This is a genomic window from Sphingomonas sp. LaA6.9 (assembly GCF_022601895.1).
Lineage (GTDB): Bacteria > Pseudomonadota > Alphaproteobacteria > Sphingomonadales > Sphingomonadaceae > Sphingobium_A.
This window is the reverse complement of sequence record NZ_JAKVIO010000002.1, coordinates 35,827-49,993: the sequence shown is the minus strand read 5'-3', so window position 1 is coordinate 49,993 and position 14,167 is coordinate 35,827. Positions and strand designations below refer to the sequence as shown.

Sequence of the window (14,167 nt, the reverse complement as noted above, 5' to 3'; positions counted from 1 at the left end):
TCGCATATCGCCCCGGCGTGATAAGGGAGTGCCAGGGGAGATTCTGTCGATGACCGCTGAAGTTCCGAAATTCCGCACCATCCTGTTCGAGCGCCGCGGCCGGATGCTCGTCATGACGCTCAACCGCCCCGATGCGCTCAATGCCGTCGACCTCGATCTCCACGACGAGCTGCCCGAGGCACTGGCCTTTGCGGGCAGGGATGCGGAATCGGACGTCATCCTGCTCACCGGTGCAGGCAAGGCCTTTTCGGCGGGCGGTGACATCGCGCATATGGAGCACAATGCCGCCAATCCGCACCTGTTCGACCATGAGGCGCGGCAGGCAAAGCGGATCGTCTTCGCGCTGCTCGACATCGAAAAACCGGTGGTGTGCCGGATGAACGGCCACGCCGTCGGGCTCGGCGCGTCGATCGCGCTGCTCTGCGACGTGGTCTTTGCCGCCGATACCGCGAAGATCGGCGATCCGCATGTCGGCATCGGGCTTGTCGCGGGCGATGGCGGCGCCGTCGTCTGGGCGCAGCGCATCGGCCTTGCGCGCGCCAAGGAATATCTGCTCACAGGCGAACTGCTGACCGCGACCAGGGCCGCGGAGATCGGGCTCATCAACCACGCAGTGCCCGCCGATCAGCTCGATCAGGCGGTCGATGCGTTCTGCCAGCGCCTGCTCGACGGCGCGCCCAACGCCATCCGCTGGACCAAGGTGCTGACCAACATGGAGCTCAAGCGCATCGCGGGCGCAGTGATGGAGGCCGGGATCGCCTATGAGTCGGTCAGCGTCCGCAGCGAAGACCACCGCGAAGGCATCGCGGCGCTCAGGGAGAAGCGGACGCCCAAATTCACAGGGCGCTGAGCACGCTGCGCTTAGATTGATCCGCTCATCCTGAGGAACCATTGAGCTTGTCGAAATGGTGTCTCGAAGGACATGGTCAGCGACTATCCTTCGAGACGGGTCTTCGCCAGGCTCAGCCCCTCCTCAGGATGAGCGGGCCGGTTGATCCAGGCCAGTTGTTCAGCGCGCTGAGCGCCCTCCCTATTTCGCCGTCACGCGCTTCCCGATCTCCTCGCAGACGATCGCAAAGGAGTCGGTCGCGTCGACAGCATCGGTCATCGTCAACCGGCCATCGGCCATGCTTTCGTTGATCGCGGTCAGCACCCCGTCGATATCGTCGGTCTCGATCTCGTAGACCGCGACATAGGGAAGATGGCTGTCGCCGGAGAGCGTACGCGCGACCTTGAAGCGCTGCGCCGCTTTCATGCCCGGCATCGTCGTCACCTGCGGCAAATGCACGTCCTGATACCAGTGATTATATTCGTCCTCGCGGCCTTCGATGGGACGGGTCAGCGTGATCATCCGATAGCGCGGCATGCAATCTTCCTTCAGGCGGGAACGGGTTCCGTAACTGTAGCAGGCGCATCGAAGCGTGCCATGAGCGCGCCAACGCGCGTGCGATATCTCGCGACACCCTCCTCCTTTACCCGGCCATAGCCTGCGATGAGACTGGCTGCGGCGGCAATTTCGGTTGCGACGGCGATGTTGGCACTGGTGAGCCGGTCGGCGATATCCCACACAAGCGCATGGTACTCGCCGATCAGCGCCCGTTCCATCCGGCGTTCGGCGGTGTAGCCGAAGGGATCGAAGACCGTGCCGCGCAGCCGCCTGAAGCGCGCGAGCACACCGAACAACGTGAAAACCCAAGGGCCGAACGCAATCTTTCGCGGGCGGCCGGTCTTTTCGTCCTTGGCGCGGCTGAAGAGCGGTGGGGCGAGATTGGCCGAGAGCGTGAAGTCGCCCTCGAACTGGTCGCGCACCGCCGCCATGAAAGCCGGGTCTGCATAGAGCCGGGCGACCTCATATTCGTCCTTGTACGCCATCAGGCGTGCCAGCTGCCGCGCGACCTCGATCAGGAAGGGTTCGCCATCGACCCGATCGAGCCGTCCGGCGAGCGCGTCGATGAAGCTCCTGTACTCCACGGCATAGGCCGCATCCTGATAAGCCGTCAGATGCGCAACCCGGCTTTCGACGATCGCGCCAAGCGTCGCTTGTTCTGGGACTTGATGCCGGGGCGTTTCGGCAAAGGCAAACAGACCATCGGGATCATGTGCCGCGAGCCGACCCAGCGCGAGCGCGTCGAGGTTGGCCTTCACCGCAACGCCGTTGAGCCGGACGGCCTCCTCGATCGAAGCCAGCGACACGGGAAGGAGGCCCTTCTGTACGGCAAAGCCCAGCATCATCAGGTTGGTGAAGATGGAATCCCCCAACAACCGGGTCGCCAAAGCCGAAGCGCGCACCGTCTCGATGCGATCGGCGGAAACGCGCTTCTCCACCGCCTTCAGAAAGCGGGTCGCGGTCAGGTCCAGCGACGCATTGGTCTGGAATTCGCCCGTTGGTGCGACATCGGCGTTGCCTAGCAGTCGCGTCGCTTCATGCACGGTGTTCAGCACGTCGGGCGCGGTCGCGACGATCAGGTCGCAGGCGAGAATCAGGTCGGTCTGCCCCGCTCCCAGTCGCGCGGAGGGAATGGCGGCGACGTCACCCGCGATACGGATATGGCTCGTGACCGCGCCGCCTTTCTGCGCCATGCCCGTCATGTCGAGCACCTTGGCGGCCTTGCCCTCCAGATGTGCGGCCATCGCGAGCACTGCGCCGACTGTCAGCACACCCGTTCCACCGATGCCGGTGACGAGCATCGCATGGCCCGCGCCGCAGTTCGCGATTGCCGGCATGGGCAGCGCGGCGAGCTTTCCCGCGAGCGCGCCCATGTCGAGCGCACGCTTCGCCGGCCTGCCGCCGTTGACCGTGACAAAGGATGGGCAGAAGCCCTTGATGCAGCTCATGTCCTTGTTGCAGGTCGACTGGTCTATGGTCCGCTTGCGGCCGAATTCGGTTTCGACCGGCTGGATCGAAAGGCAGTTGGACTGTTTCGAACAGTCCCCGCAGCCCTCGCAGACGGCGGTGTTGATGAACAGCCGCGTCGCTGGATCGGGATGCTCCCCGCGCTTCCTGCGCCTGCGCTTCTCGTTGGCACAGGTCTGCTCATACACGATGGCAGATATGCCATTTAACTCACGAAGTTCACGCTGGATTTTATCAAGAGAGTCGCGATGGGATACGCGTACCCCAGCCGGCAGGTCAGATGCGCTGAAGCGCGACGGGTCCTCGCTCACCAGCACAACCGGCTCGACGCCCTCGACGACGAGTTCGCGCACTATCTGCTCGGGGGTCAGTGCGCCCTCGGCAGGCTGCCCCCCGGTCATGGCGACCGCGTCGTTATAGAGGATTTTGAAGGTGACATTGCTCTTCGCTGCCACCGAGGCGCGGATGGTGAGCAGGCCCGAATGCGTATAGGTGCCGTCGCCCAGATTCTGGAACATGTGCGGCGTATCGACAAAGCTCTGCGCCGCCACCCAGGGCATGCCTTCCGAGCCCATGCCGACCGTTGGCATCGTCCGCCGTTCGGGCATGAAGGCCGCGAGCCCATGACACCCGGTCGCGCCCATCGCGCTGCTGCCCTCGGGCACCACTGTCGAGCTGTTGTGCGGGCAGCCCGAACAGAAAAAGGCGGGCCGGATGGCTGCGGGCATAGTTCCCCTGCCCGCCTCCTCCAGCGCCTCGAGCCGGTTCGCCCGCGTGCGGAGTGCGTCGTCAAGCAATCCCAGTGCGTCGAGACGGTTCAGCAGCGCACGGCGGACCTGCCCCGCGTCGAGGACGTTCACCGACGACAGCAGCGGCTCGCCTTGCGGCGTGCGCTTGCCCACGATTTCCGGGCGCTGATCGGCGGGAAGGCGGTAAAAAAGCGAGGATAATTGCTCTTCGAGCAGCGGCCGCTTCTCTTCGATCACCAGCACTTCGCGGCTTCCCGCGCACGCCTCGCGCGCGAAATCGGGTTCGAGCGGCCAGACCATCCCGATCTTGACCACGCGGATTCCAAGCGCCGCGCAGCGCCCGGCATCGAGACCGAGGTCGAGCAACGCCTGACATGCATCGAGCCAGGCCTTTCCGGCGCTGACGATGGTAAGGTTGCGCTGCGGCGCATCAATCGTCACCCGGTCAAGCCTGTTGGCACGCACAAAGGCCTGTGCCGCGGGCAGGCGATGATCGACCGTCAGCGCCTCCATCTGGAGCGCGGTCATGCCCTGTCTGACATGAAGATTGACGGCCGGATCGAGCACGGGCTGCGCGATCGCAAAGCCCGGCGCCGGCAAGGCAACCGTCGAGGTCAGATCGAGCGTGTCGGTGATCGTCTTCATGCTCGCATAGAGCCCCGACGCGCGCGACATCGCCCAGCCGAGCTGGCCGAATTGCAGGATCTCGTCGGTCGTCGCGGGATAGAGCACCGGCATGAATCCCGCGATCAGCGTGTGTTCGCTCTGGTGTGCCGATGCCGAGGACTTGGCGGCATGGTCGTCGCCCGCCAGCACCAGCACGCCGCCGTGCGGTGATGTGCCTTCCATATTGCCAAGCTTCAGCGCTTCGCAGGCGCGGTCGACGCCGATACCCTTGGCGTACCAGAGCGAGAACACGCCCTGCACGCGCGGGCGCCCGAACCAGTCGATCTGCTGCGTTCCGCGCAAGGAGGTCGCCGCAAGTTCCTCGTTGAGCCCGGGTTCGAAGCGGATGTCGTGTTCTTCAAGGATCTTGCCCGCCGCCCAGAGCTGCGCGTCGAGCGTCGTGATCGGCGATCCGCGATAGCCGCTGACATAGCCGGCGGTCCTGAGCCCCGCCGCACTGTCGCGCCGCGCCTGATCGAGCAACAGGCGAACGACACCCTGCAACGACGACAGCATCACCTGCCCTTCGATCTGTGTGTATTTGTCGTCCAGCGTCACGACCGTCTTGGTCATGGCGTCCCCTTTTCGCTGCGGGCAGTCACATGCGCCATCAGCCCGCTATAGCGTCGCTGCGGCAATTGCCGTTGCCTGCGCTGGACGAGACGTTTGCCCCCCGGCGCGCTCTATTGCAGCAGCCCGCCGCTCTCGGTGTAGCGCTGATAGTCGGCGTGCACGATTTCCTCGCCAAGACCGCCGCGGAATTCGCGCGGGTTGATCTCGAAGACGCGCTTGAACATGCGGCTGAAGTGCGCCGCGCTCTTGAAGCCGACGCCATAGGCGATCTCGCTGATCGAGATGTCGCGCGGATTGGAACTGGAGAGCCAGCTCTTCGCCTTTTCCAGCCGCTGCTCCCATACCAGTTCGGAAAAGGTCGTCCCCTTGAGCCGCAGCAGCGACGACAGGTAGCGCGGCGAAATCCCGCACCCTTTCGACACCATCGCGGTGGAAAGTTCGGGATCGGCCAGATGCACCTCGATAAAGCGCAGCACCTCTTCCAGTCGCCGGTCAGTGACGGTCTGCCGTGTGGGTATGGCCGTTTCATCGGCACGAACGGCATGGCCGATCACCGTCAGCGCGGCGTCGAGAAGCGTCCGGGCCGTGTCCGCTCCAAGATCACCATCGTCCCTGAAAAGATCGGTGAGCATGTTCTCCGCGATGACGAGTTCGCGCCGATCCATCGGCATGAACAGACCGGTGCTGAGGTCATGCGGGATGTGCGCGCGCAGGATGTGTGTCGGCACGGTCACATGGAGCACTTCGTGCACACCCGCTTCGTCGGGCTGGCACTCGATGAAGAAGGGCGACATCGAGCGGGTGATCGCAAAATCGCCCGGATGCGCGGTGCGGTTGCCGCACTGGCTCGAAATGGCCAGCCCGCCGCGCTTCACGAACCAGAGAACGGACAGATCGGTTGCGTCCTGCCGGATGTGCTGGCGCGTCCGGCGAAAGAAGAGCCGCGTTGCCGAGCGCAGCAGGATGATCGACGAGGGGCCGACAGGCTTGCGTTCCGCGCGCACGTCGATGACGCTCGCGTCCTCGATCCAGTAATCGCCGGCATAATATTCCTGGTCGCGTTGCCCGCGAAACAGCGTCTGGCATTGCTGATAGTTGCGCTTGTCGAGCGCGAAAAGTGTGTCGGCCATATTCGCCTCTCCTGCCGCGGCGTCGCCCCGAAATTGTTGCGGGGCAACGGGTTCGCCGCCGGCTTCATCTGATGCCCATGCTAGTCCGCTCGAAAAACGCTGCCATGCCGATCATGCAGGCTGGTCGACATTTCGCGCAGCTAATCAACACGTCGTCGGTTCAGGGCCTGGCGCGCCCGCCCCGGCTCAGTCGCCATTCGGCCGGATAGGCGAGGTCGCGATCCTTCACGACATTGTTGATGCCCTTGTCGAACACGCCGTTGCCGAGGTTCACATCGTCCTCGACGTCGTTCTTCATCGCGGGCAGCACGCCTTCGACAAAGCCGGTGAGCAGGCTCCCCATATATTCGCCGCGATACTGCTTGTAGAGTTCGATGAAGGTCTTCTGCACCACCACCACGTCGAGCGGCCGCGTGATCGAGCACGCCTTGGCGTATTTCGCGGTCTCCGCTTCGAGCTGGTCGCGCGGCACGACGCTGTTCACGAAATTGCTGTCCGCCATTTCCTTCGCGGTGAAGGGCCGTCCGGTGAACAGCATTTCCGAAAATTTGCGCACGCCGATCGTTTCCAGCCAGGTCCACAGGCGCGGTCCCCAGCCGGCATAGCGGAAGGACGGATGGCCGAAGAGCGTGTCGTCCGAACAGACGACGAGGTCGGCGTCGGCCGCCTGGTAGAAGTGCCAGCCATAGCAATAGCCCTTGGCCTCGACGATGCTGATCTTCTTGAATTCCTGCAGCGGACGATTGCCCGCGCGGCCCTTGGCATAATGATCGGTCAGCCCATGAAGATAGCGGAAGCTTCCCGCCGGCGGGTATTTCACATCCGGATCGTCGATCTCGAGGTCGGCGAGGAAGTTCGAGTTCTCGTCGGGGTTGAGGTAGAGGTCGCCATGTTCGGCAATGTCGCCCCCCGTGCCGAAATCCTCGCCCTCACCGCGAATGACGAGCACCTTCACGTCATCGTCGATATTGGCCTTGTGGACATATTCGCCGAACAGCAGCCGCATGCCGATCGTCGTGGTGTTGGACTTGCCGGGGCGATCGAAGGTGATCGTCGCGATCTTGGTGGCCTTGTCCTTTTCGTAGCGGACGAACTGCTCCGCTTCCTTCTTCAGCTCGGCCGCATTTGCGTCTGCCATGGCACTCTCCCGACATATCCCCGTTTGTGCGCGACGCTGCCACAGCGGGTCCCCGGCGTATTGGCATTTGACGCAGCCCCCTCGACAATGGACGCCACCGCCCTTGCCCGCTAGGCTGCGCGCGGCGATGATCCTGCCGCAGGCTGAAAGAGGCGCGCCGGTGGACGAGAGTGAATATTTCTTCGGGCTTGAAGGACCGCTGGACGCGATCCCGGCGAGCGGACAGATGCGCGCCGCCAATCTGACGGGCTTTTCGGACTATGCACGCATCCGCGGGAGCGACGCGCATCGCATCCTCGAGCGCCACGGATTGGAACCGCGCACGCTGGTCGATCCCGACAGCCATATCGGCTGCCAGCAGGTCGTCGACGTCTTTGAATATTGCAGCACCTTGTTCGACGATCCGCTCTTCGGGCTGAGGCTCGCGCATCTCCAGGATCCCGACGTGTTCGGCTGCGTCACCGCATTGTGCCGCGCTGCGCCCGACCTGCGCTCGGCGGTTGGCTGTCTTGTCGACTATATTCCCATCGTCCATTCACCCGAAGCCGATCTGGAACTGGTCGAGGGACTCCATACCGCCGAACTGCGCTGGAACGTGAAGACCGACATGGGCGTCAACGATCAGGCCAATTACCAGGCGCTGATGCTGATGCTGAAGCTGCTGCGCACCGTTGGCGGAAACCATTTCAAGCCCGCCTATGTCCATCTGGCGGTCGATGCGCGCCCGCGCGACGTGCCCGAGATCGAGAGCCTCGTCGCCTGCCATGTCCTGAACCGGGCCGAGCGCAATGCGATCGGCTTTCCGGTGCAGGCGCTCGACCAGCCCATTGCCAGCGCCAACCGGCTAATCTTCCGCCTGCTGGGGGGCTATCTGGCCCGGGTCAAGCTCGTGAACCGCGCCAATATCGTCGAGCGCACTGCAAGCTATGTGCGTGGCGCGCTGCCCGCTGGAAATTGCTCGATCGAACGTTGCGCGGAAAAGCTCGGTCTCTCGGTGCGCACGCTGCAGGCGCGTCTGGCGGTGCACGAAGTCAGCTTTTCCGATCTGGTTGAAGCGCAGCGCGAAAATCTTGCCCGGATCTACCTCAAGCAAACGCGCATGCCGCTCGACGAGGTGGCCGAGCGGCTTGGTTACGGCGAACAGACCAGCTTCGGCCGCGCCTTCAAGCGCTGGACGGGCACGACGCCGCGCAAGTTTCGGGCGGGTGCCTGAACGCGAATCTCCGCCCCTCCCTTTCAAGGGAGGGGCTTAAGGTCGCATCGCCCAAGTCAGATATTCTTCACCAGCCGCCCGCCGTCGATCACCAGCGCCTGGCCGGTCTGGAACTTCGAGGCGTCGGAGGCGAGGTAGGCGGCGGGGCCTTCTATGTCCGACAGTTCGCCCGGCCGGCCGAGCGGCGTGATCGCCGAGAAGCGTTCGATGATCTTCTGCGTTTCGGGATTGCCGTCGGTCAGGCCGGTCAGGATGAAGCCGGGGACGAGCATGTTCGCGCGCACGCCGAACGGGCCCATTTCGACCGCCAGCCCCTTGATCATCGCGAGCAGCGCGCCCTTGGCGGCGGCATAATGCTCCATGCCCTGCAGCCCGTGGAAGATCGACAGGCTTCCGCAGGCGACGAGCGAACCGCCGGGATCGCCGTTCTGCGCGCGTTCCTTCATGTGCCGGACGGCGGCCCTGAGCGTGTAGAAGGCGCCGTGCAGATTGATGTCGAGCAGTTGATGCCAGGTCTCGCTGCCGAGCTCGGCGAAGGACGGCGCCCGGCTGCTGATCCCGGCATTCGCGAACGCGCAGTCGACCCGCCCCATCGCGGCAACGGTCGAAGCGAAGGCGGCGGTCACAGCGCCCTCCCCGGACACGTCGACGGTTTCGACATGGACTGCCGGAGCGCCGAGCCCGCGGAGGTGCTCGACGATCCCCGCCGCGTCTTCGGTCCGCCGGTCCCAGATCACGACCGCGGCGCCTTGCCGGGCGCAGCCCTGGAGAAAGCCGAGCCCGATACCGCTCATGCCTCCGGTTGCCAGGACCACCTTTCCGGTGAGATCGAACAGACTGCGCATCGTCTCTCCGTCCTAACGTTGCCCGCCGTCGCAGCGGATCAGCGCTCCGGTCACATTCGCCGAGGCAGGGCTCGCGAGGAACAGTGCGGCGGTGACGATATCCTGCGGGGGCGCCGCCACGCCGCGGGCATTGCGGGGAATGGCCGCATCCGCCGTCCCCCGATCCCTCGCCTGATCGGTCAGGAACGGCCCCGGCGAGAGCGTGTTGACGCGCACCCTGGGGCCGTATTCATGCGCGAGGCTGACCGACATGGCGTTGAGCGCCGCCTTGGCCGCGCCATAGGGGACGACCTCGGGCAGGGGCATCAGCGCGCCCGACGACGAGATATTGATGATCGAGCCGCCCTCCCCCTCCGCCATGCGCTGCGCGATCCGGCTGGCGAGGCGGAAGGGGCCCTTGAAGTTGAGGCCCAGCACCGAATCGAAGAGCTGTTCGGTCACCTCGTGGCTGGGCATGCGCGGGCTCATCCCGGCATTGTTGACGAGGATGTCGACGCGGCCGAAGGCGGCATAGCTCTCCTCGATCAGCCGGTCGCATTCGGCCCATTTGCCGACATGCGCGGAAATGGCGAGCGCGCGGACGCCCAGCGCGCGCATCTCCTGCGCCGCCGCCTCGCAATTCTCCAGCTTGCGGCTGGCGATGATGACGTCGGCCCCGCGCTCGGCAAAGGCGCGCACCATCGCCAGCCCGAGGCCACGCGAGCCGCCGGTGACGAGCGCGACCTTTCCGGCGAAGTCGAAGAGCGGGTCGGGGGTCATCGTGCGTCTGGATAACGCCGCAGCGCTTCCGCCAGTCGCGTGGGCGTGTGGTCGCTGGGAAAATGTCCTTCCACGGGTGTCACGTCGCGGAGCAGGTTACGCGCAAGCTGCGAACGGTGCGTATCTGTCGGGCCGTCGGCGAAGGCCAGACTCTGCACGCCCGCCCAGAACTGCGCCAGCCATGTTTCCTCGGTGAGACCAAGACTGCCGTGGAGGCGCACCGCGCGCCCGATGATGTCGTGCATGACCGCCTCGGTCGCGACCTTGCACATCGCGATATGCTGGCGCGCCGCGCCATGCGGCAGCCGGCCCGCCTCGACCTCGTCGATCATCCATGCGGCCTTGAGCACCAGCAGGCGGAACTGCTCGAGCTGGATCACCGAGTCGGCGATGGCGCCCTGGACGAACTGGTGATCGCCCAGTTTTCTCCCGCGCGTCTGGCGCGAGACCGCGCGCTCCTTCATCATGTCAATCGCGCGCTGGCAGCGGCCGACTGTACGCATCGCATGATGGATGCGACCACCTCCAAGACGCGCCTGCGCCACCCGGAAGCCTCCGCCCGGCTCGCCTAGCATGGCGTCGAGCGGGACGCGCACGTCGTTATAGCGGATATAGGCATGGCTTCCGTCCTCGACCGGCTCGCCGAACACCGCGCAATTGCGGATGATCTCGATACCCGGCGTCTGCGCATCGACGATGAACATGCTCATCCGCTCGTGCGGCGCGTTGTCGGGATTGGTCACCGCCATGACGATGTGGAAGGCGGCGTAGCGCGCGTTGGAGATGAACCACTTTTCGCCCGAAATGACCCATTCGTCGCCGTCGCGCCGCGCGGCACAGGTGAAGTGCGTGGGATCCGCGCCGCCCTGCGGCTCGGTCATGGAGAAGGCCGAGCAGATCTTGCCGTCGAGCAGCGGCTGGAGATATTTCGCCTTCTGCTCCTCGGTGCCGAACATGGCGAGGATCTCGCTATTGCCGGTATCGGGCGCGGCGGTGCCGAACACGGTCGGCGCCCAGCTCGAACGCCCGAGAATCTCGTTCATCAGCGCCAGCTTCACCTGGCCATAGCCGGGACCGCCAAGATGGGGGCCAAGGTGGCAGGCCCAGAGGCCTTTTGCCTTCACCTGGTCGCGCAGCGGCTCCAGATGCGCGCGCGCCTTGGTGTTACTCATGTCATACATGGTGCCCGCGCCGGGAAAGAGCAGGTCCATCGTCTCGCATTCGTCGCGGACGAAGCGGTTCATCCAGTCGAGCTTTTCCTGAAATTCGGGTTCGACGGAAAAATCGATCATGGCATCCTCCGGATCATGTCTGCGGCGTCGCGAAAGCAGGCGAGCACGATATTTGCGAAAAAGCGGCCGGTTTCCTTGGGCAAATGCCCCGCCTCCGCCTGCGCGACCTTGTATTCCATGAGGCAGCCCGACTTGAACTTGGCGAGCACCGAGAAATAGTAGAAATCGGCCATGTCGCGCCCCGTGCCCGCGCAATAATAACGCGCCAGTTCCTGCTGCGTCGGAAACTGCGTGGCATCGTAGAGGCCCGTTCCCTGAACGCGGTCGGGCTCGCGCTCGTCGCGCATCGATCCGGTGAACCAGCCGATATCGAGCATCGGATCGCCGATCGTCGACAGCTCCCAGTCGAGCATCGCCACCAGCCTTGCCGGCGGGCCCGGACGGAACATCATGTTGGGCGTGCCGACATCGCCGTGGATGATGCCGCGCACCTCTTTCTTCAGCACATTGGCGCGCAACCATGCCTCGGTTTCGGCATAGCCGGGCAGATCGCGACCCGCATAGCCGTAGCGATCCTTGTAGGACGCAAGCTGCCCCACCCAGCGATCGACCTGGCGTTCGAGGAAATTGCCCGGCCGGCCATAGTCGCCAAGCCCGATCGCCTCGTAATCGACGTTGGCCAATGCGACCAGCCCGTCGACGATCGCGAAGGGAATGCCATAGGTATAGGGCATCTTATCGAAGGGCGGCGCGTTGTGGATCTTCCCGTCGCGCAGGTTCGGCGCCCAGCCGCCGACCTTCTCCATCACGTAAAAGGGCGCGCCGATCACCGACGGGTCATCGCACGAGGCGTGACACACGGGATGCGGCACCTCGGTCTGGTTGAGCGCCGTCAGAATGCGTGCCTCGCGCAGCACGCCGTTCTCGGCGCCCGGCGGCGGCACGGCGGGCGGACGGCGCAGCACCATCGACCCTTCGCCACGATCGAGCGTGAGCACGACATTGGACTGGCCGCCATGGAGCAACGCGGTCCTGAGCGGGCCTTTGCCCAGCTCGGGAACATGCGCGTCGAGCCATTCGGTGAGACGCGGAATGTTCGCGAGCGCGTCGAGATTATGTTCGATCTTCGACATCAATCCTCCCTGATGCGCAGCTCGGCTTCGAGTTGCCGGCGGATGGCGCCCAGCGCGTGCGCGACGTCCCGCGCGCTTTCGAGGTCCAGAGTTGTGGACAGCGAGCGTGCGATGGCATCGGCGCGCGCATCGGCCTGGCGCTTCAGAGCCACGCCACGCTCGGTTGCGCGCAACAAGGTCGCGCGCTTGTGGTCGGGATTGGCCACGGTGTCGATCAGCCCTTCGACGATCAGCGCATTGGCCGCGCGCTGGATCAATTGCCGCGGATGTCCAAGCGATCGCCCGATCTGCGGTACGGTGGGCGCCCGTTCGGCTTCCACCACCGCGGCAAGCACCATCATTTCGGACTCCCCGAGCCCGACCGACCGCCGGACATCGGCGAAGACGCTTTTCAGACGCCCGCTCAGCCGGCTGGTCTCATCGACCAGCACGACAAGCGGATTGAGGGAATCGAACCGACTTTGCATGAAACGATCATGTCACTTTGACATAATCATGTCAAAGTGACTCGGTGATGCCTTCAGACGATGTCCGAAACCCTCACCCAGCGCCGCTCGAGACTCGACAGCCGGATCGCTTCCTGAATGCGCTCCACCTCGAGCGCCTGCGCGAAATCGGGTGCGCCATGTGCGCGACCTTCGATAGCTTCGACCATATTGTGCATCGACAGTGCCATCGGGAAGCTCGGCTGCGGCTCGCTCTGCCAGTCGAGCCCGATGCCCTGAACGGTCCTGAACCGGTCAGGGATCTCGATCTCCGCCAGCGCCCCTCCCAGTTGCCCGCCGCGAAGGGTGCAGTCTCGCGCGGTCGGGAATGTGGGCGATGAAGAAACGAGACGACCCTTTTCGCCGAACACGTCGATCAGCCAGCCGTCATGGAGCGGCATGCTCCAGCTGATCTGCATCTGCATGACGAGGCCGCCCGCGAAGCGAAGGATGACATTGGCAAGATCGGTCGTCTCGGGGGTGATAACATCCCCATCCGGGAACACCCACTGCTTGAGGATCTGGCTGTCATCGGCCACCAGTTCCTCGACGGGACCAAACAGCCGGAGCAACATGTAGAGCGCATGGCTGCCGTTGTTGCGGACCGCCGAGACGCCCTGCCCTCCTTGAGCGAACCAGTTATAGGGGAATTGCTTGATTGGCTGATTGAACAGCGAAATGGTGAAGTGGCACGTGCCGCCGAGTGGCCGGCCCAGATAGCCATCCTCCACCATCGCCAGCATCTGCCGGTTGGCGGGAATCCATTCGGAAAAGGCATCGACCACGCCAATGCTGCTGCTCGCGCGCCACGCGGCGTCGATTTCCTTCGCGCCCGTCCAGTCGGGGGCGTGCGGGCTGGCGTTATAGACGTGCTTACCGTTCGCCAGCGCCGCCAGCACCATCGGCTTGCGGACGCTGGGACGCGTACCGAGATCGACGATATCGATATCGGGATCGGCGCACATCTCCTCGGCGTTCCAGAAGGCGCGCGGCAGCCCGAGCCGACCCGCCGCCGCCTCGGCGGTTACCTGCCGGGAGGTGCAGATCGCCGTCACCTCGACATCCGGAATGGCACGCCAGGCGGGAAGGTGCGCGAAGGCGCCCCAGGCCGCGCTGACAATCCCGACACGCAACGTCACGAAGCGCCGCCTTATTCGATGGTGCCGAGAACGGTGCCAACCTCGTATATTTCGCCCGCTTCCGCGATGATGCGCAGCGTGCCGCTCGCAGGTGCTTCGACCTCATTGGTCGATTTGTCGGCCTCAAGCAGGTACAGCGGCTCACCCTCCGTCACCTGCGCGCCATCGCTGGCAAGCCATTCGGCAATCTGGCCCTCGGTCATCGAAAAGCCGATCTTGGGTAGCAGGATCTCGGTAGCCATGGTCAGTTG

Annotated in this window: 12 protein-coding genes and 1 pseudogene; 2 read left to right on the top strand and 11 right to left on the bottom strand. The window is 64.5% G+C overall.

What is annotated here, in order from left to right:
- The first annotated feature begins 49 nt into the window (after nucleotides 1-49).
- Nucleotides 50-850: an enoyl-CoA hydratase/isomerase family protein gene (locus tag MKI88_RS01405; RefSeq protein ID WP_241628761.1), complete on the top strand. Its 801-nt coding sequence runs from the start codon at nucleotides 50-52 to the stop codon at nucleotides 848-850.
- Between the two features lie 180 nt (nucleotides 851-1,030).
- Here the strand turns inward: MKI88_RS01405 and MKI88_RS01400 are convergent, their stop codons facing one another.
- The 4 genes and pseudogenes from MKI88_RS01400 to MKI88_RS01385 form a co-directional block, all read right to left on the bottom strand.
- On the bottom strand, nucleotides 1,031-1,366 hold the full coding sequence (locus MKI88_RS01400; protein WP_241628759.1) for a DUF4286 family protein: 336 nt from the start codon (nucleotides 1,364-1,366) through the stop codon (nucleotides 1,031-1,033).
- A gap of 11 nt (nucleotides 1,367-1,377) precedes the next feature.
- A pseudogene (locus MKI88_RS01395) lies at nucleotides 1,378-4,851 on the bottom strand (indolepyruvate ferredoxin oxidoreductase family protein); the annotation flags it as partial.
- A 101-nt stretch (nucleotides 4,852-4,952) separates the two neighbouring features.
- The gene (locus MKI88_RS01390; protein ID WP_241628750.1) at nucleotides 4,953-5,972 is read right to left on the bottom strand and encodes an AraC family transcriptional regulator; all 1,020 of its coding nucleotides are present in this window, start codon (nucleotides 5,970-5,972) and stop codon (nucleotides 4,953-4,955) included.
- 160 nt (nucleotides 5,973-6,132) lie between these two features.
- The gene (locus MKI88_RS01385; protein ID WP_241628748.1) at nucleotides 6,133-7,110 is read right to left on the bottom strand and encodes an enoyl-CoA hydratase/isomerase family protein; all 978 of its coding nucleotides are present in this window, start codon (nucleotides 7,108-7,110) and stop codon (nucleotides 6,133-6,135) included.
- Nucleotides 7,111-7,270: 160 nt separating this feature from the next.
- On the opposite strand from MKI88_RS01385, the gene MKI88_RS01380 reads away from it, so the two are divergent.
- Nucleotides 7,271-8,323: an AraC family transcriptional regulator gene (locus MKI88_RS01380; protein WP_241628745.1), complete on the top strand. Its 1,053-nt coding sequence runs from the start codon at nucleotides 7,271-7,273 to the stop codon at nucleotides 8,321-8,323.
- Nucleotides 8,324-8,379: 56 nt separating this feature from the next.
- Here MKI88_RS01380 and MKI88_RS01375 read toward each other — a convergent pair whose 3' ends face one another.
- From MKI88_RS01375 to MKI88_RS01345, 7 genes are read right to left on the bottom strand one after another with little or no spacing between them, the layout of a single operon-like run.
- Nucleotides 8,380-9,168, bottom strand: a complete 789-nt coding sequence (locus MKI88_RS01375) for an SDR family NAD(P)-dependent oxidoreductase (RefSeq protein ID WP_241628743.1) — start codon at nucleotides 9,166-9,168, stop codon at nucleotides 8,380-8,382.
- Nucleotides 9,169-9,180: 12 nt separating this feature from the next.
- Nucleotides 9,181-9,927, bottom strand: a complete 747-nt coding sequence (locus MKI88_RS01370) for an SDR family NAD(P)-dependent oxidoreductase (RefSeq protein ID WP_241628741.1) — start codon at nucleotides 9,925-9,927, stop codon at nucleotides 9,181-9,183.
- Nucleotides 9,924-11,219 carry an acyl-CoA dehydrogenase family protein gene (locus tag MKI88_RS01365; protein WP_241628739.1) on the bottom strand — a complete coding sequence of 432 codons (1,296 nt, stop codon included), beginning with the start codon at nucleotides 11,217-11,219 and terminating at the stop codon, nucleotides 9,924-9,926. The genes MKI88_RS01370 and MKI88_RS01365 overlap by 4 nt, the downstream gene beginning before the upstream one ends.
- Nucleotides 11,216-12,292 (bottom strand): phosphotransferase family protein, encoded by a 1,077-nt coding sequence (locus MKI88_RS01360; RefSeq protein WP_241628737.1) that lies wholly within the window; start codon nucleotides 12,290-12,292, stop codon nucleotides 11,216-11,218. The genes MKI88_RS01365 and MKI88_RS01360 overlap by 4 nt, the downstream gene beginning before the upstream one ends.
- Nucleotides 12,292-12,759 carry a MarR family winged helix-turn-helix transcriptional regulator gene (locus MKI88_RS01355; RefSeq protein ID WP_241628735.1) on the bottom strand — a complete coding sequence of 156 codons (468 nt, stop codon included), beginning with the start codon at nucleotides 12,757-12,759 and terminating at the stop codon, nucleotides 12,292-12,294. Before MKI88_RS01355 ends, MKI88_RS01360 begins: the two co-directional genes overlap by 1 nt.
- 53 nt (nucleotides 12,760-12,812) lie before the next feature.
- The gene (locus tag MKI88_RS01350) at nucleotides 12,813-13,916 is read right to left on the bottom strand and encodes a Gfo/Idh/MocA family protein (protein WP_241628733.1); all 1,104 of its coding nucleotides are present in this window, start codon (nucleotides 13,914-13,916) and stop codon (nucleotides 12,813-12,815) included.
- Nucleotides 13,917-13,927: 11 nt separating this feature from the next.
- Entirely contained in the window at nucleotides 13,928-14,158 is a 231-nt protein-coding gene (locus MKI88_RS01345; RefSeq protein WP_241628731.1) for a biotin/lipoyl-containing protein, read from the bottom strand.
- Nucleotides 14,159-14,167: the final 9 nt, after the last annotated feature.

Excerpts from the sequence above, each read along its gene's own strand:
- MKI88_RS01370 (WP_241628741.1), bottom strand. The coding sequence starts at position 9,927 with ATGACCCCCGACCCGCTCTTCGACTTCGCCGGAAAGGTCGCGCTCGTC.
- MKI88_RS01385 (WP_241628748.1), bottom strand. The coding sequence starts at position 7,110 with ATGGCAGACGCAAATGCGGCCGAGCTGAAGAAGGAAGCGGAGCAGTTC.
- MKI88_RS01375 (WP_241628743.1), bottom strand. The coding sequence starts at position 9,168 with ATGCGCAGTCTGTTCGATCTCACCGGAAAGGTGGTCCTGGCAACCGGA.
- MKI88_RS01400 (WP_241628759.1), bottom strand. The coding sequence starts at position 1,366 with ATGCCGCGCTATCGGATGATCACGCTGACCCGTCCCATCGAAGGCCGC.
- MKI88_RS01360 (WP_241628737.1), bottom strand. The coding sequence starts at position 12,292 with ATGTCGAAGATCGAACATAATCTCGACGCGCTCGCGAACATTCCGCGT.
- MKI88_RS01355 (WP_241628735.1), bottom strand. The coding sequence starts at position 12,759 with ATGCAAAGTCGGTTCGATTCCCTCAATCCGCTTGTCGTGCTGGTCGAT.
- MKI88_RS01405 (WP_241628761.1), top strand. The coding sequence starts at position 50 with ATGACCGCTGAAGTTCCGAAATTCCGCACCATCCTGTTCGAGCGCCGC.
- MKI88_RS01365 (WP_241628739.1), bottom strand. The coding sequence starts at position 11,219 with ATGATCGATTTTTCCGTCGAACCCGAATTTCAGGAAAAGCTCGACTGG.
- MKI88_RS01390 (WP_241628750.1), bottom strand. The coding sequence starts at position 5,972 with ATGGCCGACACACTTTTCGCGCTCGACAAGCGCAACTATCAGCAATGC.
- MKI88_RS01345 (WP_241628731.1), bottom strand. The coding sequence starts at position 14,158 with ATGGCTACCGAGATCCTGCTACCCAAGATCGGCTTTTCGATGACCGAG.